At 42.3% G+C, this 26,313-nt stretch carries 24 protein-coding genes, 1 other RNA gene and 1 pseudogene; 10 read left to right on the top strand and 16 right to left on the bottom strand.

The annotated features are described in order from the left end of the window. Positions 1-20 precede the first annotated feature (20 nt). The gene (locus FC62_RS01095) at positions 21-980 is read left to right on the top strand and encodes a LysR family transcriptional regulator (protein ID WP_056946123.1); all 960 of its coding nucleotides are present in this window, start codon (positions 21-23) and stop codon (positions 978-980) included. A gap of 25 nt (positions 981-1,005) precedes the next feature. After that, positions 1,006-1,935 (top strand): manganese-dependent inorganic pyrophosphatase, encoded by a 930-nt coding sequence (locus tag FC62_RS01090; RefSeq protein ID WP_056946124.1) that lies wholly within the window; start codon positions 1,006-1,008, stop codon positions 1,933-1,935. A gap of 268 nt (positions 1,936-2,203) precedes the next feature. Here FC62_RS01090 and FC62_RS01085 read toward each other — a convergent pair whose 3' ends face one another. After that, a complete protein-coding gene (locus tag FC62_RS01085) occupies positions 2,204-3,085 on the bottom strand; it encodes a DegV family protein (protein ID WP_054745096.1) in 882 nt (293 codons plus the stop codon). Positions 3,086-3,256: 171 nt separating this feature from the next. After that, complete coding sequence (locus FC62_RS01080; RefSeq protein WP_056946125.1) at positions 3,257-3,655, bottom strand: MarR family winged helix-turn-helix transcriptional regulator; 399 nt, start codon at positions 3,653-3,655, stop codon at positions 3,257-3,259. A gap of 167 nt (positions 3,656-3,822) precedes the next feature. Between FC62_RS01080 and FC62_RS01075 the strand changes: the two genes are divergently transcribed. After that, entirely contained in the window at positions 3,823-5,505 is a 1,683-nt protein-coding gene (locus FC62_RS01075; protein WP_056946126.1) for an Rqc2 family fibronectin-binding protein, read from the top strand. 96 nt (positions 5,506-5,601) lie between these two features. Here the strand turns inward: FC62_RS01075 and FC62_RS01070 are convergent, their stop codons facing one another. The 6 genes from FC62_RS01070 to FC62_RS01045 all read right to left on the bottom strand — a co-directional run bounded on the left by FC62_RS01070 (position 5,602) and on the right by FC62_RS01045 (position 13,134). Further along, the gene (locus FC62_RS01070; protein WP_056946127.1) at positions 5,602-8,805 is read right to left on the bottom strand and encodes a carbamoyl phosphate synthase large subunit; all 3,204 of its coding nucleotides are present in this window, start codon (positions 8,803-8,805) and stop codon (positions 5,602-5,604) included. Positions 8,806-8,808: 3 nt separating this feature from the next. Beyond that, complete coding sequence (locus FC62_RS01065) at positions 8,809-9,873, bottom strand: carbamoyl phosphate synthase small subunit (RefSeq protein ID WP_056946128.1); 1,065 nt, start codon at positions 9,871-9,873, stop codon at positions 8,809-8,811. Further along, positions 9,866-11,158 carry a uracil-xanthine permease family protein gene (locus tag FC62_RS01060; RefSeq protein ID WP_056946129.1) on the bottom strand — a complete coding sequence of 431 codons (1,293 nt, stop codon included), beginning with the start codon at positions 11,156-11,158 and terminating at the stop codon, positions 9,866-9,868. Before FC62_RS01060 ends, FC62_RS01065 begins: the two co-directional genes overlap by 8 nt. A 247-nt stretch (positions 11,159-11,405) precedes the next feature. Then, positions 11,406-12,311 (bottom strand): RluA family pseudouridine synthase, encoded by a 906-nt coding sequence (locus FC62_RS01055; RefSeq protein ID WP_056946130.1) that lies wholly within the window; start codon positions 12,309-12,311, stop codon positions 11,406-11,408. After that, positions 12,308-12,763: a signal peptidase II gene (gene lspA, locus FC62_RS01050; protein ID WP_054745092.1), complete on the bottom strand. Its 456-nt coding sequence runs from the start codon at positions 12,761-12,763 to the stop codon at positions 12,308-12,310. The genes FC62_RS01055 and lspA overlap by 4 nt, the downstream gene beginning before the upstream one ends. Before the next feature lie 14 nt (positions 12,764-12,777). Further along, positions 12,778-13,134, bottom strand: coding sequence for a hypothetical protein (locus tag FC62_RS01045; RefSeq protein ID WP_056946131.1), 357 nt, complete (start codon positions 13,132-13,134; stop codon positions 12,778-12,780). Between the two features lie 27 nt (positions 13,135-13,161). Here FC62_RS01045 and FC62_RS01040 point away from each other — a divergent pair, with 27 nt between their 5' ends. Further along, a complete protein-coding gene (locus FC62_RS01040) occupies positions 13,162-13,569 on the top strand; it encodes a reverse transcriptase-like protein (protein WP_056946132.1) in 408 nt (135 codons plus the stop codon). A 34-nt stretch (positions 13,570-13,603) separates the two neighbouring features. On the opposite strand, the gene FC62_RS01035 is transcribed toward FC62_RS01040, so the two are convergent. Further along, entirely contained in the window at positions 13,604-14,212 is a 609-nt protein-coding gene (locus FC62_RS01035; protein ID WP_054745086.1) for a nitroreductase family protein, read from the bottom strand. A 136-nt stretch (positions 14,213-14,348) separates the two neighbouring features. On the opposite strand from FC62_RS01035, the gene FC62_RS01030 reads away from it, so the two are divergent. The 3 genes from FC62_RS01030 (at position 14,349) to FC62_RS01020 (ending at position 17,286) form a co-directional block, all read left to right on the top strand. Then, positions 14,349-15,221 (top strand): DegV family protein, encoded by an 873-nt coding sequence (locus FC62_RS01030; protein WP_056946133.1) that lies wholly within the window; start codon positions 14,349-14,351, stop codon positions 15,219-15,221. Positions 15,222-15,285: 64 nt separating this feature from the next. Continuing rightward, on the top strand, positions 15,286-16,299 hold the full coding sequence (locus FC62_RS01025; RefSeq protein ID WP_056946134.1) for a lipoate--protein ligase: 1,014 nt from the start codon (positions 15,286-15,288) through the stop codon (positions 16,297-16,299). Positions 16,300-16,347: 48 nt separating this feature from the next. Then, the gene (locus FC62_RS01020) at positions 16,348-17,286 is read left to right on the top strand and encodes a magnesium transporter CorA family protein (protein WP_056946135.1); all 939 of its coding nucleotides are present in this window, start codon (positions 16,348-16,350) and stop codon (positions 17,284-17,286) included. 151 nt (positions 17,287-17,437) lie between these two features. Here the strand turns inward: FC62_RS01020 and FC62_RS01015 are convergent, their stop codons facing one another. Next, on the bottom strand, positions 17,438-17,905 hold the full coding sequence (locus FC62_RS01015; protein WP_041816491.1) for a CinA family protein: 468 nt from the start codon (positions 17,903-17,905) through the stop codon (positions 17,438-17,440). A 436-nt stretch (positions 17,906-18,341) separates the two neighbouring features. Here FC62_RS01015 and FC62_RS07900 point away from each other — a divergent pair. Next, positions 18,342-18,539: pseudogene (locus FC62_RS07900) on the top strand (IS30 family transposase); the annotation flags it as partial. Positions 18,540-18,631: 92 nt separating this feature from the next. Here the strand turns inward: FC62_RS07900 and FC62_RS01005 are convergent. From FC62_RS01005 to FC62_RS00990, 5 genes are all read right to left on the bottom strand, one after another. Beyond that, on the bottom strand, positions 18,632-19,987 hold the full coding sequence (locus FC62_RS01005; protein WP_082611551.1) for a metallophosphoesterase: 1,356 nt from the start codon (positions 19,985-19,987) through the stop codon (positions 18,632-18,634). A 75-nt stretch (positions 19,988-20,062) separates the two neighbouring features. Continuing rightward, a complete protein-coding gene (locus FC62_RS01000) occupies positions 20,063-21,187 on the bottom strand; it encodes a THUMP domain-containing class I SAM-dependent RNA methyltransferase (RefSeq protein ID WP_056946137.1) in 1,125 nt (374 codons plus the stop codon). A gap of 61 nt (positions 21,188-21,248) precedes the next feature. Next, an RNA gene (gene rnpB / locus FC62_RS07895) (RNase P RNA component class B) lies at positions 21,249-21,601 on the bottom strand. Between the two features lie 55 nt (positions 21,602-21,656). Then, on the bottom strand, positions 21,657-22,001 hold the full coding sequence (gene gpsB / locus FC62_RS00995) for a cell division regulator GpsB (protein WP_054745076.1): 345 nt from the start codon (positions 21,999-22,001) through the stop codon (positions 21,657-21,659). A gap of 92 nt (positions 22,002-22,093) precedes the next feature. After that, on the bottom strand, positions 22,094-22,657 hold the full coding sequence (locus FC62_RS00990; protein WP_056946138.1) for an SLOG family protein: 564 nt from the start codon (positions 22,655-22,657) through the stop codon (positions 22,094-22,096). A gap of 63 nt (positions 22,658-22,720) precedes the next feature. On the opposite strand from FC62_RS00990, the gene recU reads away from it, so the two are divergent. After that, positions 22,721-23,344, top strand: a complete 624-nt coding sequence (gene recU, locus FC62_RS00985; RefSeq protein ID WP_056946139.1) for a Holliday junction resolvase RecU — start codon at positions 22,721-22,723, stop codon at positions 23,342-23,344. Continuing rightward, a complete protein-coding gene (locus FC62_RS00980) occupies positions 23,334-25,625 on the top strand; it encodes a PBP1A family penicillin-binding protein (protein ID WP_056946140.1) in 2,292 nt (763 codons plus the stop codon). Before recU ends, FC62_RS00980 begins: the two co-directional genes overlap by 11 nt. 37 nt (positions 25,626-25,662) lie before the next feature. Here the strand turns inward: FC62_RS00980 and nth are convergent, their stop codons facing one another. Then, positions 25,663-26,304 carry an endonuclease III gene (nth, locus tag FC62_RS00975; RefSeq protein WP_056946141.1) on the bottom strand — a complete coding sequence of 214 codons (642 nt, stop codon included), beginning with the start codon at positions 26,302-26,304 and terminating at the stop codon, positions 25,663-25,665. Between the last annotated feature and the right edge of the window lie 9 nt (positions 26,305-26,313).

Raw genomic sequence — 26,313 nt, 5'->3', positions numbered from 1 at the left:
ATATAAAAGGAGTACAAGTAATGAAGTTCAAATCAGATGCTGTTCTTTCAGCAAAGTCACTCAGATACTTTCTGCAACTGATTGATAATATGAGTTACACCCAAGCTTCGCAAATACTTGGCATCACTCAACCTGCACTTACTCAACAGATTAAGAAGATTGAGCGTGCTGTCGGTGCACCGTTATTCGGCCAGATTGGTAAGAAGTTATATCTGACTGATGCTGGTATCAAGATGCAAGAAACCGCAAAGGAATTATTTAACACGGTGAATAATGCAGTTGATCAAATCCAGAAGGATACGAACTCAGAGACGGGGAATATCTCAATTGGAGTTTTATCTTCCATCGAATATCAAGTGATTGAGGACTTCATCATCGAGTTTAATGATCTTTTTCCTGAGATCACCATCTCGTTGAATATGTTAACCAGAAACGAAATCTTGGAGCGGTTAGAAAATAACCATATTGACCTCGCAATTATGCATTTACCAGATGAGAGCATTAAGAACTGGAAGCCATATAAGGTAAAGCAAATCTACATGGATGAGGTGCTTTACCTCACGCATGACGATGTACCTAAGAACAAGAAATCTATTAGCCTGGAAGATGCTAATAAGAATCCCTGGGTTTCATATCCAGTGGAATTCTACGTTCCCCAAATACTAACTCAGGTATTTAAGGATAACAGGGTCGATCTCCCTGAGTCGAACGCACTTTTCACATCGCCATATCAATTAATTCGTTTCGCTGAAAAGACGAACTCGGATACTGCAATTACTGAGAGCTTCTACCGAGCACATAAAGATCAAATTGATTTGACGGCACTTCATTTCGATCCACGTGTCAGATTTGATATGTCGTTTATCTACAGACGCGAAAAGGAAAACATTCCGCGGATAAATAATTTCTTCGAACATTGGGATAAGTTCTTGGCAAAAGAGAGTTATTCTAGTAGATTAGAACATGTAGAAACTATCTAATCGGAAAAAGAGGGAATGGATTAAAATGGCAAAAGAATTAGTTTTTGGTCATCAAAATCCAGATACTGACGCGATTGGCGCTGCCATCGCGTTTTCGTATTTGGTAAATCAACTTGGTTATGACACCGAAGCTGTAGCTTTGGGTGAACCAAATGAAGAGACGAAATTTACATTGGACAAATTTGGCTTTAATGCTCCAAGAGTTGTTCAGACAGTATCAAATGAAGTAGATGCAGTAATGCTCGTTGATCATAATGAATTTCAACAAAGCGTCAGTGACATCGCAGACGTGCAAGTTTCGCACGTCGTTGATCACCACAGAATTGCAAACTTCAACACAGCAAACCCGTTATTCTATCGTGCAGAACCTCTGGGTTGCACAAGCACTGTTATCTGGAAGTTGTACCACGAGTATAAGACGGCGATTCCAAAGGAAATTGCGGGAATCATGATGTCATCGATTATTTCAGATACACTTTTGTTTAAATCACCGACAACTACGCCAACTGACGAGATTGCTGTGAAGGATTTGGCATCACTTGCTGGCGTTGACTACGAAGCGTATGGACTAGAAATGTTGAAGGCTGGTACAGATTTGTCTGCTAAGTCGGAACAAGAACTGGTTGATATGGACGCCAAGAGCTTCGAGATGAATGGTAAGAATGTGCGAATTGCACAGGTAAATACAGTTGATGTTGCAGATGTCTTAAAACGGCAGGCTCAGTTCACGACTGTAATTAACGCTGAGATTGCACAGGACAGATATGATCTGTTTGTATTCGTAATTACGGATATCTTAAATAGCAACTCAAAGGCAATCGTGTTGGGTTCTGATGAGGCTAAGGCTGCATTCGAGCACACGTTTAACCAAACTATCACTGATGATGTGGCAGCAATGCCTGGCGTTGTTTCGCGAAAGAAACAAATTGTCCCACAACTTACTGCAGCATTCTAAATTCTGAGCAATTCTACTTAACTAATCAGTTAATCAGTTGCATTGTAAATAAGCAAACCCAAACATTTTTTATGTTTGGGTTTTTGTTTTCCAGCAAAAGTATAAGATGACACATAAAAGCCAGCAAATTCTTAGTGAGACATACTAGGATAAGGGGACAGGATTTATTTAGCGAGATAACTTCCGATAATATATATTATGTAAACTCACATCCGAAAAACAAAGCTGCTGTGCAGCTATCTTCAAATTCGTAATTAAGGACTGTAACCTAGTAAGTAATTTGCAAAACATCTGGCATCCATGTAATACCGATTGCTTTTTCACCTAAATGTGTTGCAATCACTGGACCAAACTCATCAATTTCATTTGGTGTTTGCGGATATTTTGCTGTTAATTCAGCTTGAATCTTGATTGCAGTTTCTCGCTCATTAGCATGATAAATGATAATCCGGAGCTTCTCTAAGTCAGACACGTTTGTTTCTATCTTCTTGGCCATCAACTTCTCTGATTTGGCAATGGCTTTCTTCATAGAGCGAACTTTGTCGAAAGAAACTATTCTGTGTGATTCTGCGTCAAATGTGAGTAAAGGTTTAATCTGTAACATCGAGCCAACCAATGCCGATGCATTACTCAAGCGACCACCACGCACCAAATTATTAAGATCATCAACTACGAAAATTTCATCGGTTTGCTGTCTCAGTTCACTCAGGTTACTGATAATTTGGGCGGGATTGAGGCCTGCGGCAATCATTTTGGCAGCGGCGATTACCTGATAACCCATTAGACGAACAGTAATTTGCGAATCAAACGGGTACAGGTGCAATTCTGGATTAGCATTGGCAAGGTTGACCAGCGTTTGATTGAAGCCGCTAATTGTACCGGCAAGTGTGATGGCAATGATTGCGTCGTAACCATCAGCTTTGATCTGTTCAAACAAGCTAAGAAGTTCGCCAATACTGGGCTGGGAGGTTTGAGGAAACCCCGCACCAGCCTGCTCAAGTTCATAAAGCTGCTGAGAATTAAAATCAACGTGTTCCAGGTATTCCTTATCGTCAATGATGACAGGAATGGGTAGCACGTTGATATTATACTGTTCAATTTCGTCTCTAGTTAGATAGCTAGTACTATCTGTCACAAGTGCAATTTTCAAATTAAGACTCACTTACTATCAATAAAATAATTAAAATAATTTTTTCTTGCTTAAATGCAATGCGCAATAATTGAATATATTTGCTTCTAAAAGTATATCACATCAACAGCTAAAAAAAAATATTGGCCGGCTTACAACCCTAATGTAAAGCGCTTTACAAATGATGCGTCACTAACTTAGCTTCTTAATTATCATACTAAGTTCCGACCGTAAGAAACTAATTTCTTCCTGAGCGGAATATGCGAAGATCTTGTCTGTTAATCCTGTAATTGCTTTTTTTAATTCCTCAGCCTTGATTAGACCATTAGCTGATAAATGAACATGTTTAGTTGAGTCTTTTGAAGTCAAGTCAAACTCAAGGTAAGATCTTGTCTGTTCTTGATTTAGTTGTCTACTGAGTGTGGAAATTGAAATAGATAATTCATGTGCTAAGTCGTTCATGGCGAGCAATTCGTTGCCGGTTTCACTAAAATATTGTAGTAACCTGATTTGACTCTGATTTAACTTTGTTGAATTCATCAAAAGTTTCATGATTTTTTCGCCAATCTCGTTGAAAAGTAGAATATTCATATTAATCCCCTTCTATTCCTGATTTAACAATATATTGTATTATACAACGAATCTGCTTTGATTGTACAACTGAGACGTATTTTTGACTGATTTTTGCTTAGAAGAACAAATTACCTTTTTAGTCATGAAAATAGTACAATAGAGTAATTAATAACTGAGGTGAGCATATGTCATTTGACGGACTTTTTATTAAGAAATATCTCGAGGAATTGAAGCCACAATTGGAGACTGGTAAGCTAATGAAAGTTTATCAACCCTTTGATCAAGACGTCATATTAATTTTCCGCCAGAGTCGAAAGAGAAAACAGCTGTTACTATCCACCAACGCTAATTCTCCACGATTTTATCTGACAGATACCGATATCGATAATCCTCCCGTTGCCCCTACTTTTGCAATGGTACTGAGAAAGTATCTTGAAGGTGCTATTCTAAAGGAAATTTCGCAGGTTGGAAATGATCGTATTGTAAACTTCGATTTCACGAATCACGATGAATTAGGCGACGAGCAGACACTCACGTTGTCTCTCGAACTAATGGGCAGACACAGCAACCTGATTCTGATTAATAGAAACGACGGCAAGATAGTTGACTTACAGAAGCGAATCAACCCCGATGAAAATCGAGTACGGATGCTTTTACCTAAGGCTCGTTACGAATTGCCACCATTGAATGAGCAATTGGATATTTGCACTGTTACTAAGACACAATTCGCCAACTTTAGCGATATCAACTCATTCATCCACTCATTGGGCGGACTCGACCGCGATAATAAGTTCGAACTGCAAACTAGGCTAGAGGAAAGTTTTTCATACGAAACAATTCAGAATTTTGTGGCGACGATACTGGAAACTACACCAACGCTAGGCTTGAATAACCGCAAAAGGCCCGTCTTCTTCAGCTATACCCCCACTACCCTCTCAGCAAACGGCAGGGTTAAGTACGATACCTTGAACGAACTTGTCGATAATTTCTATCGAACGGAAGCTACTAATGCCTGGGTGAAAGAGCGCGCGCAGAAAGTCAATACATTGGTCAACAACGAACTAAAGAAGTTGACTAAGAAACTGGTAAAACTAGAGGATCAACTCACACATGCGGAAAACTCCGAGTCGTATAGAATCAAGGGTGAGTTGTTAAATACGTATCTCAATCAGGTGAAACCTGGCATGACCCAAATTGCACTACCAAATTATTATGATGAGAACCACGAACTAGAAATCTCACTTGCGGCGGAATTATCACCACAACGAAACGCGCAGAAGTATTTTACCAAATATCAGAAGCTGAGAAACTCCATTAAATATGTGAACGAGCAGATTGAGTTCACCAAGCAAAATATTGCCTACTTTGAGTCCGTGCAGACTGCGGTTGCAAACGCCGAACCAGCAGATATCGCAGCGATTGTCGCTGAACTTCAAAATCAAGGATACTTGAAGAAAACGGCGCGCAAGGAGCGTAAGCAGAAGATTACAGAGAAACAGTTGAGTACCTTTAGATTGTCGAGTGGCAAAATAGTGTTGGTTGGTAAGAATAATTATCAAAATGACTGGCTAACGTTCAAGAAATCACAGAAAACGGATCTGTGGTTGCACGTCAAGAATATCCCAGGTTCCCACGTGTTGATTCAGAGCGCTGATTCACCATCTGAACAAGATATTCAAGAAGCGGCTGAGATTGCAGCGTATTATTCAAAGGCCCGGCTGTCTTCCCATGTGCAGGTAGATTATGTCCCAGTCAAACGAGTTAAAAAACCAAATGGCGCTAAGCCTGGCTTCGTTATCTATACCGGTCAGAACTCAATCGAGGTCACGCCAAACGAAGCTGAAATACTGGCTAAGCAGGTCAAGTAACTGAAGTCTAGGAACTAAAGAGTAACTATTCCTTTCAAAAATTGGAATAGTTACTTTTTTGTATTCAAAATACGTTGTCTTAGATGCGCAAAGCTCCTAGATTGGCTGGGTAGTCAATGCAAGTGACTCTAATACCTCAAGTACGTAGCTTGCCGTCTTTAGACTTGAGAAGACGGGAATGTGGGCATGTAATGCTGCGTCCTTGATTTGTGTTGCGTCCTGGTTAGCCAAATCAGAATAGTTGGTGACATTAATGACCAAGTTGATTTTGTGCGCGGTTAGCTTATCAATTACGTTGTGGTTGCTCCCTTCAACCTTCGGCACGATGTTAACCGTAATTCCAGTCTCGGCCAGTATACTTGCCGTACCCTCGGTCGCAAAAATTTTGAAGCCTAACAAATGGAATCTGTGTGCGAGATTTGTTGCTTCCTTCTTATCCTCGTCCTTAACGGAAATAAAGATTGACCCATATGTGGGAATAGTCAACCCGGCACCAGCATAACCCTTATAGAGCGCCTTGCTGAGTTTTGTATCCCGACCAACCACGGAACCACTAGCCTTCATCTTCGAATCGAAGGTGTTCTCGCCGTGATAATTAATGTACGAAAATACAGGCATCTTGACGTAAATCAGGTTATTCGATGGCCAGATATCCGCTGGCAGACCTAGTTCTTGGAGGCTACTGCCCAGAATTACTTTTGTCGCTACTTTAGTGATATCCTGCCTGAGTGCCTTCGAGAGAAATGGCACATTATGACCTGCATAGGTCTTAATTTGAAGCACATAGATTGTTCCCTGAAAAATTAGAAAATGAATATTTAAGAAGCCACGCATTTTAATTAGATGGCTAAGGCTTACCGTCATATCGCGAATTTGCCGCCGCTGATCGGATGTTAAATTCTGCGGATTAAAGACCGCAATGGAATCGCTAGCGTGGGAACCGGACTGCTCCAGGTGTTCAATAATCCCGGGAATAGTCACATTCTCACCATCACTAATCGCCGTCACTTCGTACTTCTGGCCGTCAATAAACTTACTGATATTGATTTTATCGAGTTGATTCTGCAGGATGTACTCCCTTAGGGCCGGTTCATCGAAGACAACGGCGGATTTCTGCGGTCTATTCTGCGTCTTGCCACCTACCAGAACCGGAAAGCCAATCTCATTTGAGTATGCCAGTGCGTCCGTGAGCGTAGTGGTTGACGTACCAGGAACGCCGTTGAAATCCAGGTTCGTTAAGAGTTTATTCAGGACCTCTTTTTGGTCCAGGTGGTACAAGTCAAAGTGTTCTTGCCCTACGATATGTAACCCATGTTCTTGTAATGCACCGACGAAATGGTTGGTCTGCTTGCCACTGAACTGCGTCATGATTGATGTGACGCCCTCATATTTGGCAATCCGGAGAATGTTCTCGATGGTGATGGGTTCGAAATAAACACGGTCAACCAAACGGTAACTGGAACTAATTGCTTCCGAGTTATTACTGATAATAATCGTCTCATAGCCGAGCTCTTTCAGTGTTTTAATGGCGTGGAAAAGCATGAAATCAAATTCTGAGTTTAATGAAATTTGGAATGGCCCTAATCCAATAATTAATAACTTGGGCTTGTCTGACTTGATTGGTTCTACTTCATTATGAACACCGTAGGCTGAGTAAACGGCGGAAACTTGTGGCGTATACATGCCGGCAGTTCCATCTAGCTGAATAAAACTCGGTTCAATTCCTGCCTCTCGGACATTTTTGATGATTACATCTGGGTGTTGGTGTGTTATCTGGGCAATCAGTGTGTTTGAAAAGCCCAGTAGTTTGGCTCGATACAACAATGCTGCTGTTGCCTCATTATTATCTGTCGAAAAGTATGTTGTGCGTAATTGGCTGATTACCTGCGCGATGTTGTTAAACTTTTGGAGGTAGACTGGGTGAATTTTGATTAATTGCCGGAGTTTCGTCAAACTAACTCCCCGAACTAACGCAATTACAAGTTGAATTAGATGACGCTCACCTGGATGTGCGAGTTCGGTTAGTAAGTCGTCAATATCTTCTGTGAGATACTTGTGGTACAACGTCATGTTCTGTTCGAACGAATTTGTAGACTCAATCCCCTTCATCATCGCGGTCTCGAAGTTATGGCCAATTCCAATCGCCTCCCCACTCGCCTGCATCTTATCGTTCAACAAATAATGATTTTCACCAGATTCGGTGAAGGACCAGTTGGGAAACTTGGTTGCTACCATGTCGAGAATTGGCTCGATTGCGGCATTTAAACCAGAGTTTGGATTTGTAATCTCGTTCAGGTTGTAGCCCAGCGCAATTTTGGCAAGGACATAGCCAATATTATAAGTCCCTGCTCGATAAGCGAGCAGTGTGCTGCGGGTAATTCGCGGCCTAATACTTAAAACCTTGATGGAGACACGGTCACTCTGCTGCTTAACAGCGAAATGGACACTTAAAATACCATGATGATTGAAAATTTGACCAATTTTCTTCGTGATGGCGCGAATTTTCTGAATTGACTGATTATTAAGTGTGAGAATGGGCGATACGAGGACTGAATCACCTCTATTGATGGAGACTGGCTCGATGGACCCGGCAAAGTTAACGAAGTTTAGGTTACCCTCGTTGTCTCTTAGTACGTCCACTAAAATTTCCTCCCAATCGGAGAGGTCTTCGTAGAATTGGTAGTTTTCTGTATTATAGTCGCTCGTCCTAGCCTCTTTTTCCAAGTAACCGAGTAGCTCTTGCTCGTCAGTCACTTTAATGTGTCTGCGCTCACGAAACCGGTCGGCTTTCGCTATGATGAGTGGAAATTGGATGCTCGAAAGATGCTTCTGGAGTTCGCTCACACTCTCATTAAGTTCAAAATTCTTGCTGCAAGGTAAATTGTTTGCGGAAAGCACCTCAATTAGTTTTCTCTTATCCTGGACAACCTCTAGTGTCTGATTATTGATGGTTAGTAGTTTGATTTCGAGTTCATCGAGTATCCCAGACTGTTTCAGTTCAAGTGCCATCTGGATGGAAATACTACTACCTAGTGCCGTAACAATAGCATCTGGTTGCTCCATGCGCAGAATTCGTTTCAGGAAATCAATCGTCATGGGTTCAAGATAAACAGTAACGTCCGCGCTCGGGTCTGTGGCCACCGTAGCTGGGTTTGGGTTCACAATTACTAACTTGATTGAATCCTCAAGAAATGATTCAATGGCCTGCTTAGTAATCAAGTCGAACTCTGCCACCTCACCTACGATATTCGGGCCGGAGCCAATTATGAGAAGCTTATTTAGTTCGTTTTTTAGAGGCATAACTTACTCCATCATTTTGAGAAAAATATCGAAAATTAAACGTGCGTCGAAGTTACCTGGTGAACCCTCAGGGTTGAAGGCCACACCAATCATTCTTTTGTCCGACCAAATATATCCCGCCAGGTAATTCTGGTGGAGATCAATGAATTGCTCAGAGAAACTCACATTATCAGTTATTTCGGGTACTGACGCAATCTGTTGGATGTTCATGGCCGTTTGCCAGATTTCAGAATTGCTAGTATTCAGTACGGGATAGTTCGAGCCGATATAGTTCGGCCTTAAATCGTTAATTTGCAAGTTCAAGAATTTGCTAAGTACGAGGTATCCTAACCCAATTCCCATAATCGGAATTGTCGACTGGAGTGCTTTGATAATCTCTTCCAGGTCAACATTAATGGACTCTAGCTTGCCGGGCCCATTTGAAATGATGATGCCATCAGGCCGGAGATTAAGAATTTCCTCTAGTGAGACATTATATGGCAAGACGACAGAGTTGATTTTGCGCAAGGAAAGCTCACGCAGTAGCGAATGCTTTAATCCCAGATCGATGATTGCAATTGTTTTACCAATATTTGGCGCTGCGTAGGCATCAACCGTCGACGTATTCTGGACTTTGTTTTTTGGCAGTACTAGGGCCTTAATCTGGTCAATCGCATGTTGATCATTGGTATCCATGATACTAGCCTTTTGGACGTCCAATGTACTAAACTTTTTGACAATATTACGGGTATCAATCTGATAAATACCGGGGATATTCTTTTCGCGGAGGAATTGGTCCAGGTCTTGGAAAGAGTTACTACCAGCAATCTTAATAGCCAGATCATTGACGACGATGCCCTTGACTGACGGGTTGATCGACTCATAATCAATGGCACTAATCCCGGTTGCACCGATGATTGGTGTGGTGAAGACAAGTATCCGACCGGCGTTTGTTTGGTCTGTCAAAGATTCTTGATAACCAAAATTAGCCGTTTCCACGGCTAATTCTCCTGTTGCAATGATCGGTGCGCCAAAGCCAATTCCTTGATAGGAGCTCCCATCTTCTAATATTAAGTAACGGTTATTCATTTTCTACACTTTCACTTGCTGCGTGCTTAGGCAGTATAAGATTTAAGATAATACCGACGATTGATGCCACTGTTAAACCGGAGAATTGAAGTGTTGGCGCTAGTTGCAACACTGCATTACCAATTCCAATTACTAGTACAACAGATGCAATCATCAGATTTCTTTTTTTATTGAAGTCTACTTTATTTTCTACGAGGATTTTAAGGCCACTGGCAGCGATAACACCAAATAACAGGAAGCTTACGCCGCCGAGTACTGGCCGTGGAATACTCTGAATTAGCGCTGACAGTTTACCAACGAAACTAAAGACTATAGCAAACATTGCTGCGCCAATCAGGATATAAATGGAGTGAATCTTTGTGATTGCCATGACACCAATGTTTTCGCCATAACTTGTTAGTGCAGGACCACCGACCAGGCCGGAGAAGATTGAAGCTGTACCGTCACCTGTCAGTGTTTTAGCGAGTCCTGGATCTTTGAAGAAGTTTCTACCTGTCATTTCGTTTAGGACCATGATGTGGCCTAGGTGCTCAGTCATCGTAACGAATGCAATCGGAACCATCCCAATTATAGCACCCCAATACATTTGAGGTCGATAGCTAACAAAAATGATATCAAAATCTGGTACTTGGAACCATTTTGCTGCCATAACAGGTGCGAAGTCGACCAAGCCGAGTGCTGCAGCAAATAAGTAGCCGACGATGATTCCTAGTAAGATTGCTACTTGCGAAATGAAACCCTTAAAGAACATAGTGAAGAAGATTGTGGCAAAAAGTGTGAAGAGTGCGACTAAGAAGAATTTGATTTCATACTTCCCTGCTGCCGTCATTGTTGCATCGCTCGCTGCTGTTCCAGCAAGTGAGAGTCCAATGTCCATGACAATCGGTCCGACGACGATTGGTGGCAAGGCCTTGTCAATCCAATCGTGACCGACGAAGCTAACAATTAATGCGATTAGCAGATAAACGACACCGACGGCAATAATTCCTTGTGCTACTGCTGGATAACCCGCTGTTTTCATTAGGCTAATCATGATTGTAATGAAGGCAAAACTTGAGCCCATGTAGAGTGGAATTTTGCGGTGAGTAATTAAAATATGGAGTAGCGTACCGACCCCTGAAGCAAACAGTGCTATGCCAGGATTTAAACCCACAAGAATTGGTACCAGTACAGTTGAACCAAACATGGCAAATAAGTGTTGGATGGAGAGGAATATACCGCGGCCAAGTCCCGGCTTGTCCTCAATATCAAGTAAAATTGATGGATCTTTCTTATAGTCTGTCATCTAAATCTCCCCTATTCATGTTTTCTTCCTCTGGTTACATAATTGCAGTTACCTCAATCCTTGGCAAACAAAAAGCCTTCGTCCACTGACGAAGGCGTAATTAATTGGTCCGCGCAGTAATCCCATTGGACTATGCACGAACAACTAAACGACTCCTTGTCAGCCTCTCTGGACTGGATTAAAGGTAGCGTTAACTTTTGAACCTAGATGAATTGTAATGGTCTTCTTAGCTAATGTCAAACTAAATCTATACATCACCGTTAGCCAATTTTTTGAGCATCTCCTGAAAAATTTTGGGTGGCTCAACAGAAAATTCTAGCCACTTATTGGTTCTTGGGTGATAGAATCCCAGTGTTTGAGCGTGCAGAAATTGGCCATTGCCAGCTAAAGTTTTTTTCGGAGCATAGATTGGATCGCCCGCAACTGGGTGCTTAATATACTGCATGTGCACTCTAATCTGGTGTGTGCGCCCCGTCTCGAGGACACACTTCACAAGTGAAAAACCGGCGAATTGTTTTTCGACGAAGAAATGCGTAATTGCCGCACGACCATTCGGATCGACGGCTTGTTTTTTGCGGTCGACTTTGCTTCGCGCAATTGGAGCAGTGATCTTCCCCTTCGCCTCCGTAAAATTACCGTGCACAATTGCGAGATATTCGCGTTTATTAACCTTGTCCCGCAGCTGGCGCTCGAGGCTCTCACGGGCCAGAGCGGTCTTCGCTACCATCAGTAAGCCAGACGTATCCTTATCAATACGGTGGACGATACCGGGTCTGAATGGCTCCGCTGCAGGCGCAAGCTTTGCATGGTACAACAACGCGTTCACCAATGTATGATCGCGGTGGCCGGCACTTGGATGGACCACCATCCCCTGCGGCTTGTTCAAAACGATGACATCGTCGTCTTCGTAGATAATGTCGAGTGGTATATTTTCTGCTGCCAATGTCAGCGGCTTCGTATCTGGTACCTGAATTTGAATCTGATCACCGGGGTTAACAGCATAACTTATTTTCTTCAGGCCGCCGTTGACAGTAATCAGGCCGTCTTTTACTAAAGACTTGATTTGTGTCCGACTCAATTGGAAATCCTGCTGGGCCAATACCTGATCTAAGCGACCAGTTTCATTCGTAATTGTTAGATTGAATTCTGTCATTTTTCCTCTTTATCTAAGAAAATCAAGTAGATGAAAATAAATACTACCCCAACGGAGATTGCTGCGTCTGCAACGTTGAAAATATTGAACTGGATGAAATCAAGTTGGAACATATCGACCACATAGTGCAGTCTGATACGATCGATTAAATTACCGATGATGCCCCCTAGCACAAGAGCCAATCCCAATTTAAATGACCAGTGTCCCTGGCGGTGCTTGATCAGCAGATAGATGACCGTCGGGATGACAACCGCACTGATGATGTAGAATAGCCACATTTGGCCGCTGAAGATGTTGCTAGCCGCACCGTCATTTTGGATGTAGTTAAAGGATAGCACTCGGGGGATGATCTCCTGCACCTCTCCTACACTGTAGTTCTGGACGATGAAAAACTTGAGGGCTTGATCGGCAACAATTGCCAATATACTGATGATAAAATAAAATATTATCATAATACTCCTTATTTTTACTTAGTTTTTGTGAATTGGAAAAAATTGATTGGTGTGTGATTTGCCCTAATGAATACACCAGTAGCATAGAAGCGCCCATTCTGCTTCTTGTTGGTGATTGTGGCGGAAAACTGCTTGATAAACGGCAGTTTGACCTGAGCATAGTCACCGCTAGTTACCACATAATATGTGCCAAAAATTGAGTAAATTAGCCAAATTATGAATAGCGCGCCAGTAGCCACCGGCCACCAATTAAAGCCGTTTACACTCTCAAAAGATAGTATAATGGTTAAAAATAAGAGTACGAGGAGCCAGGAATAGTAGATAATTCCGCTGTAGCCACCAAAAAGAAAAAAACGTTTTTTTTGTTTCATCAAATACTTCCTTAGGAAAGATAGATTATGTTAATTATAAAAACCGATGCTGCCTTTGATCCCGTGACTAAGAATGCAAGTATTGCTTACGTGATCCAGGATTTCACCAGCAAGAGAATAATTGCATCGAATGCAAAACGGATTAATGTGCAAGATAATCATCAAGCTGAATTCGAAGCGTTAATCGATGCACTAAAGTACCTCATTGATCATGACCTCACTGAATCAATCATTGAGATTCTGACCGACAGTAAAGGTCTATTTTTGAGTATTGAGAAAAGTTATTCGAAGAGTTATCCGGCAGAGAGTCAGCTGATCACCGACCTATTAAGCCAATTTAATCTGTATTATACCAAATTAATTAGTGACAAGGAAAATAAACATGCACACCGTTTAGCAATTACTGCTTTGCACAAGAAAAAAGAGGACCAGTAACGGTCCTCCTTTCTTATTTTCTCAACATTGGGTATTATTCGAAAATCTTGAATGTGTCCTCAAAAGGCAGGAATTCTTTCTTACCTGAGTCTGGACCTTCAATAGAGCCAAAGACCATTTGCCCTCTTAAATCCCAGTTTTCTGGGATAGCAAATTCCTTAGCAACTTGCTCATCAATCAACGGGTTGTAATGTTGCAAGTTTGCTCCAATATTATTCTCGCGTAGCGCAGTCCAGAGTAGTTGTTGGAAACCACCCAAGCCCTGTTCAGCCCAGTCATGGAAGTTATCCTTATATAGTGTGAACTGCTCCTCTAGTTGTTTTACAACAGCTTGGTCACGGAATAAGAGCACTGTTCCTGCTGCGGCCTTGAAGCCAGCAATCTTCGCAGACGTAGCCTTCATTGCTTCCTCAGTTGGGACTTCCGGACGAAGCCTTTCAAGTGTTAGGTCCCAAAGCTTAACGTGGTGTTCGCCGAATAGTACAACAGCTCTGACAGTTTGACTGTGAAAAGCAGTTGGTGATGCAATCATGGCATTCTGAACTAGCTCGCTAATTTCTTCATGAGAAAGTGTGATATCCTTACCAAGTTGGTAGATTGTTCTTCTTTCTTTTGCAATATCAATTGATTTTTGATTAACCATTTCTTACCTCGCTTATATTAAGTTGATAAATAAATGTTATCATCTTACTTTTCGTAAGTAAAGAAATATTATTCAAAATTACCAAAATTTGTTTGATTGGTTTAAAATGAACTACATGAATGGAGGATTTATCGAAATGAAAATTGCCGTTGTTGCTGACAGTGCATCATATCTTACTAAAGAACAAGAGAAACAATATGGGATTTCAGTAATTCCTATTCCGATAATCTGGAATAATAAAACATACCGTGACATGATTGATATCACCAGTGAGGAGTTCTATCGGCGCCTTTACAGTGAACAAGAATTACCAACAACCTCCACCCCATCGATGGGCGAGGTCCAAAAGCTGATGGACCAACTAGTTCAAGAAGAATACACAGATGTAATCTTTGTGACTATCTCAAGTGGTCTTTCAAGTTTTTATCCTAGTCTGGTTGCCTATGCAGAAACCGAAAAAAGAATTAATATCCATGCATTTGATTCGAAAGTAACATGTGCCGGCTCTGCCAATATGGCAATGCTTGCGGCTAAGCTAGTTGCAGCGGGCAAGTCAGTGCCAGAAATCATCAGTAGCTTAAGTGATTTACGTGCTACAACACATGTCCGCTTTATGGTTGATGATCTGAGCCACCTGAAGCGGACGGGCCGACTATCAAATGCTGCTAGCTTCGTCGCCGGTATGCTCAAAATAAAACCAATTCTTGGCATGGATGTCCAAGAAGAGGGAAAGATCTCCGCGATTGGGAAGGAACGCCAAGCTAAAAAAGCGTTTGAGCATATTAAACGTGACTTCGCTGCAGCCATTGCAGATGTTGACTACCCTGTCCAGGTAACGTTCTTCGACGCAGCTGCACCGGAACTTAAGGCCGAATGGATGGCTGATTTCAAGCAGAGTTTTCCAAATGTCCGGATTCTCTCGAGTATTATCGGTCCGGTCGTTGGTGTACATGTGGGTCAAGGATGTATCGCTTTAATTTGGAGTAAAGATATTCAAGGTTTTGCTTGATAATGAAACGCTTTCATGTAAATATGTAAGTTGTACAAATTATATATTGTAAGGAGATACATCTATGTATTATGTAATAATGAAATCCGACGATATTGGTATGAATTTGGCAACTGAACAATATCTCATGAATGAAAAATCTTTTGATGAGCCGCTCTTGCTTTTCTACATTGAGAAACCTTCGATTATTGTAGGCCGGAACCAGAACACCTACGAAGAAGTCAATGCGGACTACGTCGAGCAGAATAATATTACAGTAACACGCCGTTTGAGTGGTGGTGGCGCTGTTTACCATGATTTAGGTAACTTGTGCTTCAGCTTCGTGGTCAACAACTCAACCGATGCTTTTGGCAACTTTAAGAAGTATACCCAACCCGTGATTGATGCCCTGCATAAACTTGGTGCAGCAAGCGCCGAGGGCGGTGGTCGTAATGATTTGCTCGTTGATGGTAAGAAATTCTCTGGGAATGCGATGTACTCGAAAAACGGTAAGACGTTCTCACACGGCACCCTATCCTGGGACGTGGACTTAGATGTGCTGACAAAGGCTTTGAATGTTCCGGCCGATAAGATTGCCTCAAAGGGAATTAAATCAATTAGACAACGTGTAACAAACATCAAACCCTACGTTGATCCACAGTACCAGAACCTCACTACGGAAGAATTTAGGGATGTGCTACTTCTAACCATGTTCGATGCAGCAGACGTTGCTGAGATTAGGAGTCACGAATACGTTGTGACGCCTGAGGATCAGGTTGAAATTGACAAGATTGTCAAGGAATACTACCACAACTGGGATTGGGTCTATGGTAAGAATCCTGAATTTAGTATCCAGAAGCGGCAACACTTCTCCATGGGAACAATTGATGCCAGAATTAACAGTAATGCCGGTAAGATTACCGAGATTAAGTTTTACGGTGACTTCTTTGGTACGGAACCAGTCCAGTCACTCGCGGATATTCTGACGGGAGTTAATTTCGATCGTGCTGGGATCACCGCAGCATTGGCTGATGTCAACCTTGGTCAGTATTTCAACGGCATTGACAAAGAAGAGTTCATCGATTTGCTTGTTAAATAATATCTTGGTTAAACGGCTTTTTAGCCCGAACCAGAGTTGGAAGTTAAAATGCTAGTAGATACACAAGAGTTAAACGACAAAAAAATATATTTCTACGAAGATATCACAGCAAGTGATATTAAGGAACTCCACAGAAAGAACCGCCTGAGCTACGAGATGTTAGGCTATGTTAGCGATGAGCGTGAGCGCGCCCGAGCAGAGTATGATGAGCAGCATGATACATGGCTGCTCATTTATAATGTGCCAGTTCGTTCAGCTGACCAATTTGTGCCGCCAATCGGTATTATTTTGCAACAGTATGCGATCTTCGTTTTTTTAACCACAAAAACCGGCTTCGTTCGGGAGGACTTTGTCTCGGTGTTGAATAACGATCCAAATGATGAAACGATGGATAACCTGCAGGAGACAAATAGCTTCTGGGTTCTCATCTTTGACGTCCTCTACCTCATCACGACACGCTTCTTTGATTTAATTAACGAGGCTAATAATGAGCGTAATCAGCTAGAAGAAAAGATGCAGAATAGAACGAGTAACGACAGTATTATCAAGTTGGCCAAGATTTCCAAGAATTTCGTGGTAATCTTAACGCACATCAACGCAAATGTGATGGCGCTTGACTCGCTTAAACTCTATGAGCACCGCTTGTCCACTAACCTCAAATTCACGCCGGACGAATCAGAACACCTCAATGATGTGTTGGTCGAAGCTAAGCAGAGTCAGGAAATGGTCCAGCTCTACTCCAGTATCACCGACAAACTCACGAACAATTACAATAACCTGATCAATAATAACCTGAATAATGTGATGAAGTTTCTGACCATCTATTCGATTGTGCTCACTGTTCCAACGATAATTACGGGTTTCTATGGCATGAATGTGAAACTACCGTTTGCCGATTCCCCGTTCGCCTGGATAATCACTATTCTAATCACCATCTTTTTCTCACTTCTTGTCTGGCAAATATTGAAGAAGAATAATCTGATGTAACTTGCACTAAATAATAAAATCTCCGCGATTGATGTAAAGTCAATCGCGGAGATTTTTTAATATCGCGCGTTTTATAATCAAGTTAGCCAATTAGATCCAGCTAATTAATAACTTAACTTTACGCTGCCTCACGCTAGCTGGCAATATCGTTTTAATATTTCTGCAAGTATTGCACCAATAAATCAATCCCTGCTTGGCAGCTCTGCGTCATTACTGACTCAGGTTCACCAGGAAAATAATACGTTTTGGCTAACGTCGTTTCCGGATTAGCTAAGCCGATACAAACAGTCCCCACCATTACGCCCTCCAATTTATCAGGACCGGCCACGCCGGTAAATGCTAACGCAAAATCAGTACCGGCAATTTTGCGCGCTTGTTGGGCCATGCTTTTAGCAACTTCAGGACTGACGACGCCATATTTTGCGATCAAAGCGGCCGGCACGCCGAGTAGCTTGGTTTTAGCCGTGGTGGCGTAGGTGATGAAACCGCCTGGATAAATTTGACTAGCCTGTGGTGTGGCGGCTAATTGGCTTTGAAAGGTCCCGCTAGTTAAGCTCTCGGCGCTGGTCAATGTCAGTTTGCGTTTAGCTAAATATTTTGCTAGTGTCGGTATATCCATATTGCATTCCTCCTCTACTCTACAGCAGTGAATAATTTTGGTACCGAAAGTTTCCGCTGTTCCGAACGATACGACTTGGACTTGCTTAACTTCGATATTAGTTCCAATCGACATCGGGAAATAAGTTCTGCTTAACTAACATCCGATACTTGCTAATAGCGTTGTTAAAAACAAGTGACAGTAGCCATCATATTACTTGAAAATATGTCTTATTCTTATAGTGTAGCAAAGCTGCGTACTTAACTAAAGTAATATACCTATCGTTTAAGCCGTTGATTTTACCATTTATCAGCAATAAACAACCACCTAGTTAAAAGCGCTTTAATCTAGTTACACTTATGTATATTAGCATATAGAAAAGCGTCTCACAGGAGGTCCCAAACGTGAAAGTTACGATTGTACTTGATGGCACAGCACAACCACCTTTTGCTGTCCCCACCCTTACCGCTCTTCAGAACGAGGCACAAATGAGGCGCATAATCGAATGATCCGTCGTGATGTGCCTAAGGGCCTGTCCATGGATACTTTAGGCCCTAGTGATATCCAAGCAGTGGAAGCCAAGCTAAACAACTTACCACGCCGGCAGTCAGGTTACCAAACCCCAAAAGAGCTTTTCTCCGCTGCCGCTGGCTAAAGATTGAATCTTTAAAATATGAATATCAATGAAAATACTGTCTTGCCGGGATTTATTGCTTGGCTAATTTGTTCTTGCAATTTGGGATTTTTTTAATATTCAATAGTTAATGAATTGTCATCCATGTTGTTGTCCTGTAGCGCAGTTTGTGCGTAGTTAGCACTCACAGCACCGTATTTGACGAGGGCTTTGAATCCAGTCGTCTGCTCGAACTCTTCGACTTGTTGTGCTGATAAATTATCGGTACCAGTGAAGAAATACCAGTTCAGCTGAGCAAAACTTTGGGCAGCGGCATCTAGTAATTTGGGCTGGTTCTTCGCCTGCGCGTATAATCGTTCATAGATGATTGCCTTTGTGTCGTCAAAGAAAAGTTTCTTGGCGTATGCTTTATGGTGACTTAAATCGGTATTTATTTGTTCCTGCGATCTTAAAAATGGACTAATATCCATCATTTTCTTCTGATAATCTAACTTTCCTGGTGTCAACTTCAGCTCGCCATAACTATTTGGTGCTACGGCGTAGCTACCGTTTAGTACCTCGATTGTTGGACATCTTCCTGTTGAATCCTTAGTAATATCTTGCGCATGAATATGCCCGGCAAAGTTGAGTTTGACGTCATATTTACTAAAGAGTCGTTGCACAGTGGCAGTATTTTCGATGACATAGCCGAACTTACCGCGGCTACTATGTTGGTAAAGGTTGTGGTGGGTGAAGCTAATCGTCCGTAACCCTTTTTTCTGCCCCTCTTTTAATTGCTGCTCCAGCCACTTAATCGTGGCAGGTCTGATTGTACCACTTGTATACGGCGCAGTCGTCGCTGGCCCCACACTGTATTTATTTGTGTCTAGTAGCAACAATTGATATTGATCGTTTAGTTGCACCGTGTAACTGAGTGAGGCTGGATCAACGCTAGTTGCATTTTCATAACTAGATTTGAAAATGTGGTGCCAGTCTTCTGGGCTAATTTGTTCTGTTTTATATTCATGCTTGCCTTTGAAGCTCCGCGCCCAACCATCATAAATATCATGATTACCAGGGATGACGAGGAAATTAATCTGATTATCTGTTAGTGGCTTGAATATTTTAGCTAGTTGTGTCGCACTCTTCTTCGCACCATTAAATGTCACATCACCCGTAATGATTACGGCCGCTGGCCTCTCTTTTAGTGCCTTTTGAACCAGACTTTTGAGTAATACTGTACCGTACTTTAAATCCTTACTAGCAGCTGTGGCCTCCATATACTTGAACTTATGACCATTATCATGAAGTGAGTCAGCGATGAAGTGTGTGTCGCTGAGGACCCAAATTTTGGGTGTTTGATTGGTTGTGGGTAACGTCTTCGAGTGACTATTGGTGTTGGTATAATGATAGAAACCAATGCCTAGTATGACAGCAATTCCAATAAAAAAGAGGCCGATTAGGCCCCACCAATGTTTCTTCTGCATCATTGAGCACCCCTATTCAATAAGGTAAGAGTAGCACAAAAGATTCGTTAATCATATAATTTTTTATTTGGAGAAAATTTATTTTCGTTTAGCCCAATACTGGTAAAAATCGGTTCTGATTGACCCATTGTATAGCTTACGCCGCTTAGTGGCTCGTTCACCGTAATACCGTTCAAATTCAAGGTCGCTCGTGAGATAGTATTTACTAAAACTAGTTAATGGTCTGAATACCTCCCCCATTTCGTGGTAGAGAGCACGTGCAGATTCTTCGTCTTTTAGCCTTTTACCATATGGCGGATTAGCAATGATAATACCATTCTCCAGTTCGGTCTTGAAGTCCTTGACGGCAACTTGTTTGAACTTGATGTCTTGGAGTACACCAATGTTGTTCGCGTTCAGTTTAGCAACAGCCAGCACGGATTCATCTATATCACTGGCCCATATTTCGGCGTGTTCCGTCGTCTCTTTTGTCAAGGCTTCTTCTTTAGCATTTTTCAGTAGCTGATGGTTGAACCAGTCAAAGTCACTAAACGCAAAGTCACGCAGTTTTCCAGGTGCAATGTTTCTTGCAATCATCGCCGCCTCGATCGCAATCGTCCCTGAACCGGTCATGGGATCAATTAGCGGGTGCGTACCATCGAATGGAGTCAGTTTCAGCATCGCAGCAGCAAAGTTTTCTTTTAGAGGGGCCCCACCGTGTTCGATCCGATAACCACGCTTGAAGAGGCTTGAGCCCGTGGTGTCTAGCGAAATCCGTACCAAATCCTTCACAATTTGGACGTCAAGCTGGTAGAATGCGCCCACTTCAGGGAGAAATCCGCGTCGGCGGTATTGTTTAGTTAGTTTATCTACAACAGCTTTCTTCGTAATGGACTGGATATTAGGCTCACTGTGCAGCTTCGATTTCACACTACGACCCTTGACAGGAAACTGGCCATCAACGGGAATCAGGCCCGCCCAATCATAGTCATAGACCTGGTCATATAGTTCCTCGAAACTGGTTGCGGTGAATTCCTCTAACAGGATTTTAATGCGATCGGCGGTGCGCAGCCAAAGGTTTGTTTTGACTATGTCTTCTTGTGTTCCTTCAAAGAATACCCTACCGTTCTCTGTCCGGGTTTCATAACCTAAGGCCTGTAATTCTTTTGCAACGACAGACTCAAAACCTGCGCCCATAGTTGCATACAGCTGAAATTTTTCCATATTATCCTCTTTAATTTTATAAAAAAAGTTGAGCAATAAGCTCAACTCATCCCATGCAAACTTCTATAAGCCACGTTTTGTTCCGGTAAATTTGGGAGATTTACCTTCAGCAATCATCTATCTACAAAAATGTCTATGTCTTTAGTTCGTTTCCTTAGACATAAGCGCCCCTACCAAAAGTTTGGGTTGCCCGCTTGCAGGGTTTACCTCGTTCCACCAACCTGGTTTCCCAGATTGCTCCGTCACTGTGGCACTTTTCAGGATATTCACACATAGCCGAAACCTTAGTGCTTTTTCCGCCGTTATCTTACGATACCTTAGCTTATTGGGCTAAGTACAAACACTACGAACATCACAGTTCGTGCGAGCGTGGACTTTCCTCAGCCAACTAAATGACCGCGATTGCCCGAAATTTGCATATACAACAACAATTGATTATAGCACAAGCTACTTAATAAGCCCAGTATAATTAATCATTCTTATTAAGCGCTTGCTCGATAGTGAATACTTTCCGTTCAAGGATACTGAGTCTTTGGATAATGTCGAAATTAGTTGACGGCTGGTTCTCGTCCTCTAATGGTTGCACAGATTCATTTTGAACATCCGAGCGGTGAGCCTGATCGGCAAGCTGGCGCTTCAATTCACTGTTCTGTCTTTGTAAATTAGTGATAATATCTTGGAAAGACTCATAATCGTCAATCACACTATCGAGGTAGTTATCTACCTCACTTGTATCATAGCCTTTTCTCGCTTGCTTGAACTGATGCTTTAAAATTTCGTCTGTTGTTAATTTGATTTCATACTGCTCACTCATGTTTAATGCTCCTTAATTTACTGACTTTATCTTATCAAAGATGACTGACTGCGCAAACAACATTAACTCTTTATTATCAATTTTTGCAAAAATTAATCAATCCAGTCACGTTTTTGTTCCGCTAAGTCGTTCCCGCCCTCCTCTAGCTCATAGAAGTCGATGAGGCTAACGGGATAATCTCTCGTTGCATCTTCTCTAGTCATCGCACTGTAATCGTATTTGGGCTTGCCCTCATGCTCCAAATCGTAGACCAGCATTGCATAGTCAGTATGGCCTAACATGAAGGTTTGGTAATTCTTTAGTTGCATAAAATTTTGATAAGGTTGCTTCGAAACTGTTGCAAAGAAGTCCACCTTAGCCCTTAATTGACTAAACTTGATTTGTTTGTCTTCTTTCCAGTTATGTTCAAACTGATCATATGGTGTGATTAGCGCAACTTTTAATGGGTAGTCCTCGCGTAGTTTCAATGCGACTTCAATCGCCCATTGTTCCACACCGAGATTACCACCCGTAATCAGCCACTTTAGGCCGTTGTTCTCAATCTCATCTTGCAATCTTTTGGTTAGCACGTACTTGATGACCTCAACTTTGGGTTCTGTATCAGAGAAAACACTGAGTTCATAACTACGATAACCAGTGAGCCAAAGTCGCTCCACAACGCTACCTCTTATTTTCTAAATTACATCATTATTGTTATAATGCTAGCAGGAGATAATTCAATGGTCAAATATCCAAATGGTAACAGAAAAGAATTTCATACAGATCCGGATACTCTAAAAAAAAGTAATCAACCCACCTTTTCACGACGTGGGATGACTCTTGAGGAAGAGATTAACGAGAGTAACGAATACTATCTGGTGAATAATCAGGCCGTAATCTATAAGAAACCTACCCCGATTCAAATCGTGAGTGTTGATTACCCAAAACGAAGCAGAGCCGTGATTAAAGAAGCATACTTCAGACAGGCATCGACGACAGACTATAATGGCGTCTACCGCGGTTATTACGTCGACTTTGAGGCCAAAGAAACCAAGAACAAGCTTTCTTTCCCCTTGAAGAACTTTCACCAGCATCAAATTGAGCACTTCAAGCGGTGTCTCCTCCAAGATGGTATCTGCTTTGTCATCATCAAATTCAGTACGATGAACCGCTATTTCGTGACACCAGCAAGTCTAATTATAGCCAATTTTGAACATGATGATGACCAAAAATCGATTAAATTAACTACTATCGAGGAGGCGTCAATTGAGTTGAGTATTGGCTACCGCCCGACCATCCCCTACCTTGATGCAGTTGATCAATTAATTAAAAACAAAGGAATTAAAACTAATAATGACAGATAATAAAAGACGCTCGAAAAGCAGCGAGAATACTCGTGCAGCCTTGAATCATCCAAAGCGTGGCCGTAAGCAAAAGCCCCAGAAACTATGGCGGAAAATTTTGAAATGGACAGGTTTGTTTATTCTGGTCGCATTAGTATCCGGTGTTGGCCTGTTCGCCTACTATGCTAAAGATGCACCAAGTATTTCTGAAAAACAACTAACCAGTGGTGGTAGTTCTGGTTTATACGATACCGACGGCAAGTTCATCGTGTCGTTAGGCTCTGCCAAGAGAGACTATGTGGCAAATCAGGATATTCCACAGACAATTAAAGATGCGGTTGTTAGTGTAGAAGACCGGCGCTTTTACAGTAATCCCCTCGGAATCGACCCCATTCGTATCGTTACTTCTGCCCTTGGTAATGTTTCTAGCGGTAGCATCTCGGGTGGTGCCAGTACTTTAACCCAACAGCTAGTTAAACTAACTGTATTTGATACGACAGCGGCTCAAAGGACACTCAGACGTAAGGCACAAGAAGCGTGGCTTGCAATGAAACTTGAACAGCAGTATACGAAGGATCAGATTTTAGAGTTCTATGTTAATAAGGTCTACATGAACTATGGTGTTTACGGGATGGAGACCGCATCACAATACTATTATGGTAAGAGTTTGAAGGAGCTTACCTTGGCTCAGGCAGCAGTCATTGCTGGTATGCCAAATGCACCGGTGAATTTCGATCCTTACGTCTACCCGGATAACACAGCTAAAAGACGTAACCTCGTACTTGATGCGATGTATAAAAACAAGAAGATTACAAAGCAGGAATACGATGATGCCAAGGCCACAAAGATTACCGAGGGACTAGTGGCTAAAAAATCCACTTCTACGACTGACTCCGAGAGAGCGGTTTTTGATCCATACATCAAAGAAGTTATCACGGATTTGAAGGACAAGGGCTACGATCCCTATAATGATAATCTGAAGATCACTGTTAACATGAACGTAGAGGCACAAAAGCACCTTTACAATCTTGTAAATAACGGTTCAGTCTACTTCTCAAGCTCCGCGCAACAGGTTGGCGCGACAATCGTTGACCCGAGCACCGGTGGCGTGGTGGCGATGATTGGTGGCCGAAATTTACCAAATGTTCAGCTTGGATTGAACCGAGCAGTTCAGACGGCCAGAAGTACGGGCTCTTCGATTAAGCCGGTATTGGACTATGCCCCTGCCATTGAATACCTCAATTGGTCAACCCACAAACAGCTTGATGATTCCAAGTACACCTACCCAGGCACAAACATTCAGCTGTACAATTGGGACAACCTCTATATGGGCCAAATGAGTATGCGCTACGCCTTAGAGCAATCTAGAAATGTGCCCGCAGTAAAAACTTTGGGTGAGGTTGGTATCAGCCGTGCAGCTCAATTTGCTAAAAAAATGGGTATAAGTATTCCAAATGATGCGGGTCTCTCTGTTGCAATTGGCGCTGATGCCTCCTCCCTCCATATGGCAGGTGCATTCGCGGCCTTTGCCAATGACGGTGTTTACCACAAGCCAAGCTACATCAAGCAGGTTGAAACTGCTGACGGAACTGTCAGAACTTTTTCAAGCTCGGCTAAACGTGTGATGAAGAAGTCCACTGCTTACATGATTACCGACATGTTAAAGGGTGTCATTACTGATGGTTCAGGTACTACTGCTGCAATTCCTGGTATCTACCAAGCAGGTAAGACCGGTTCAGTTAAGTATTCAGATTCTGACTTGGTAAAGTATCCAGCATATCGAGGAACACCGAAGGATTCGTGGTTCAACGGTTATACCAAGCAATACTCGATGAGTGTCTGGACCGGATTTGACCAACTTAAGGATGGTACAATTACAGGTCAAGGTGAGTATTCGGCTCAAATACTCTATAAACAGATGATGAGCTATCTCATGAGTAATGAGAAGAGTACGGATTGGAAGATACCAAGCTCAGTTGTAAAGATGAGAATTATCCCCAATTCAGATCCTGCGCGCGTAGCAGCACCGGGGGTTAGTTACGTAAATGAATTATTTGTTAAGGGCAGTGAACCAGATAGTCCATACTCCGAGAGTGATTATGAGCCCAAATCTAGCTCTTCCGTGATTACTAATAGCAGCTTCGAGAGTAGTTCTTCTAGCAGTGCAGCATCGTCATCTTCTAGTTCGTCACCAAGTGAAAACGGTGGAGCTGGTGCCGGTGGTGATGGCGGTGATGATGGTGAGAAGCCCGGCGAAACCGATCCTGATGAAAATGAGCCGGATACCCCACCGGCAAACTAGTATTTACTAGTTAAATAGCCAAAAAAGAAGATTTATCCTACGATAAATCTTCTTTTTTTAATGGTGGCAAATATGAGTAAGGATCTTGATTTTGCGCACGAGCGGTCATCGTATAACGACCAAACATAATCATTGCGTGATGTGCCCGTACCCAGTCTTCCTGCGGGAGAATACTCTCAAGCCGCTGCTCAACCTGTTCAGGCGTTGCATTTGCCGCCACGATTTTGAATTTCTTGGCAATCCGTGCTACGTGAGTGTCAACAGCGATGGCTGGGATATGGTAGATTTCTGCGAGTACCACATTAGCAGTTTTAATACCAACACCAGCTAGCTGCAGTAAGTCCGCTTTCCTATCGGGTACTTGTCCATTAAATTGCTCGACTAAAATTGTGGCCGTTTTTTTCAAGTTTCGCGCCTTCGCATGGTATAGTCCAATGGAACTGATATAGAGCTCGATCTCCTCAATCGAGGCCTGACTGAGCGCCAGGGCATCAGGATAGTGTTCAAAGAATTCTGGGGTAAGCTTGTTAACCTGCTTATCGGTCGTCTGCGCACTCATGATTACTGCACACAATAAGTGAAATGGCGTATCGTAGTTTAGTTCCGTCGTTGCATCAGGATACATTGCAAGGATGCGGTACAAAACCGTGCGTGCAGCCTTTTTGCTTAGTAATGCCATCTAAAACCT

Origin of the sequence: Amylolactobacillus amylotrophicus DSM 20534 (assembly GCF_001434555.1) — a bacterium.
In the GTDB taxonomy this organism is placed as follows: domain Bacteria; phylum Bacillota; class Bacilli; order Lactobacillales; family Lactobacillaceae; genus Amylolactobacillus; species Amylolactobacillus amylophilus.
Note: the sequence above shows the minus strand (reverse complement) of the source record. Positions and strands in the feature narration are given on the sequence as shown.

Coding starts and splice junctions, on each gene's coding strand:
- FC62_RS01095 (WP_056946123.1), top strand. CDS start 21: ATGAAGTTCAAATCAGATGCTGTTCTTTCAGCAAAGTCACTCAGATAC.
- FC62_RS01090 (WP_056946124.1), top strand. CDS start 1,006: ATGGCAAAAGAATTAGTTTTTGGTCATCAAAATCCAGATACTGACGCG.
- FC62_RS01080 (WP_056946125.1), bottom strand. CDS start 3,655: ATGAATATTCTACTTTTCAACGAGATTGGCGAAAAAATCATGAAACTT.
- FC62_RS01075 (WP_056946126.1), top strand. CDS start 3,823: ATGTCATTTGACGGACTTTTTATTAAGAAATATCTCGAGGAATTGAAG.
- FC62_RS01070 (WP_056946127.1), bottom strand. CDS start 8,805: ATGCCTCTAAAAAACGAACTAAATAAGCTTCTCATAATTGGCTCCGGC.
- FC62_RS01065 (WP_056946128.1), bottom strand. CDS start 9,873: ATGAATAACCGTTACTTAATATTAGAAGATGGGAGCTCCTATCAAGGA.
- FC62_RS01060 (WP_056946129.1), bottom strand. CDS start 11,158: ATGACAGACTATAAGAAAGATCCATCAATTTTACTTGATATTGAGGAC.
- FC62_RS01055 (WP_056946130.1), bottom strand. CDS start 12,311: ATGACAGAATTCAATCTAACAATTACGAATGAAACTGGTCGCTTAGAT.
- lspA (WP_054745092.1), bottom strand. CDS start 12,763: ATGATAATATTTTATTTTATCATCAGTATATTGGCAATTGTTGCCGAT.
- FC62_RS01045 (WP_056946131.1), bottom strand. CDS start 13,134: ATGAAACAAAAAAAACGTTTTTTTCTTTTTGGTGGCTACAGCGGAATT.
- FC62_RS01040 (WP_056946132.1), top strand. CDS start 13,162: ATGTTAATTATAAAAACCGATGCTGCCTTTGATCCCGTGACTAAGAAT.
- FC62_RS01035 (WP_054745086.1), bottom strand. CDS start 14,212: ATGGTTAATCAAAAATCAATTGATATTGCAAAAGAAAGAAGAACAATC.
- FC62_RS01030 (WP_056946133.1), top strand. CDS start 14,349: ATGAAAATTGCCGTTGTTGCTGACAGTGCATCATATCTTACTAAAGAA.
- FC62_RS01025 (WP_056946134.1), top strand. CDS start 15,286: ATGTATTATGTAATAATGAAATCCGACGATATTGGTATGAATTTGGCA.
- FC62_RS01020 (WP_056946135.1), top strand. CDS start 16,348: ATGCTAGTAGATACACAAGAGTTAAACGACAAAAAAATATATTTCTAC.
- FC62_RS01015 (WP_041816491.1), bottom strand. CDS start 17,905: ATGGATATACCGACACTAGCAAAATATTTAGCTAAACGCAAACTGACA.
- FC62_RS01005 (WP_082611551.1), bottom strand. CDS start 19,987: ATGATGCAGAAGAAACATTGGTGGGGCCTAATCGGCCTCTTTTTTATT.
- FC62_RS01000 (WP_056946137.1), bottom strand. CDS start 21,187: ATGGAAAAATTTCAGCTGTATGCAACTATGGGCGCAGGTTTTGAGTCT.
- gpsB (WP_054745076.1), bottom strand. CDS start 22,001: ATGAGTGAGCAGTATGAAATCAAATTAACAACAGACGAAATTTTAAAG.
- recU (WP_056946139.1), top strand. CDS start 22,721: ATGGTCAAATATCCAAATGGTAACAGAAAAGAATTTCATACAGATCCG.
- FC62_RS00980 (WP_056946140.1), top strand. CDS start 23,334: ATGACAGATAATAAAAGACGCTCGAAAAGCAGCGAGAATACTCGTGCA.
- nth (WP_056946141.1), bottom strand. CDS start 26,304: ATGGCATTACTAAGCAAAAAGGCTGCACGCACGGTTTTGTACCGCATC.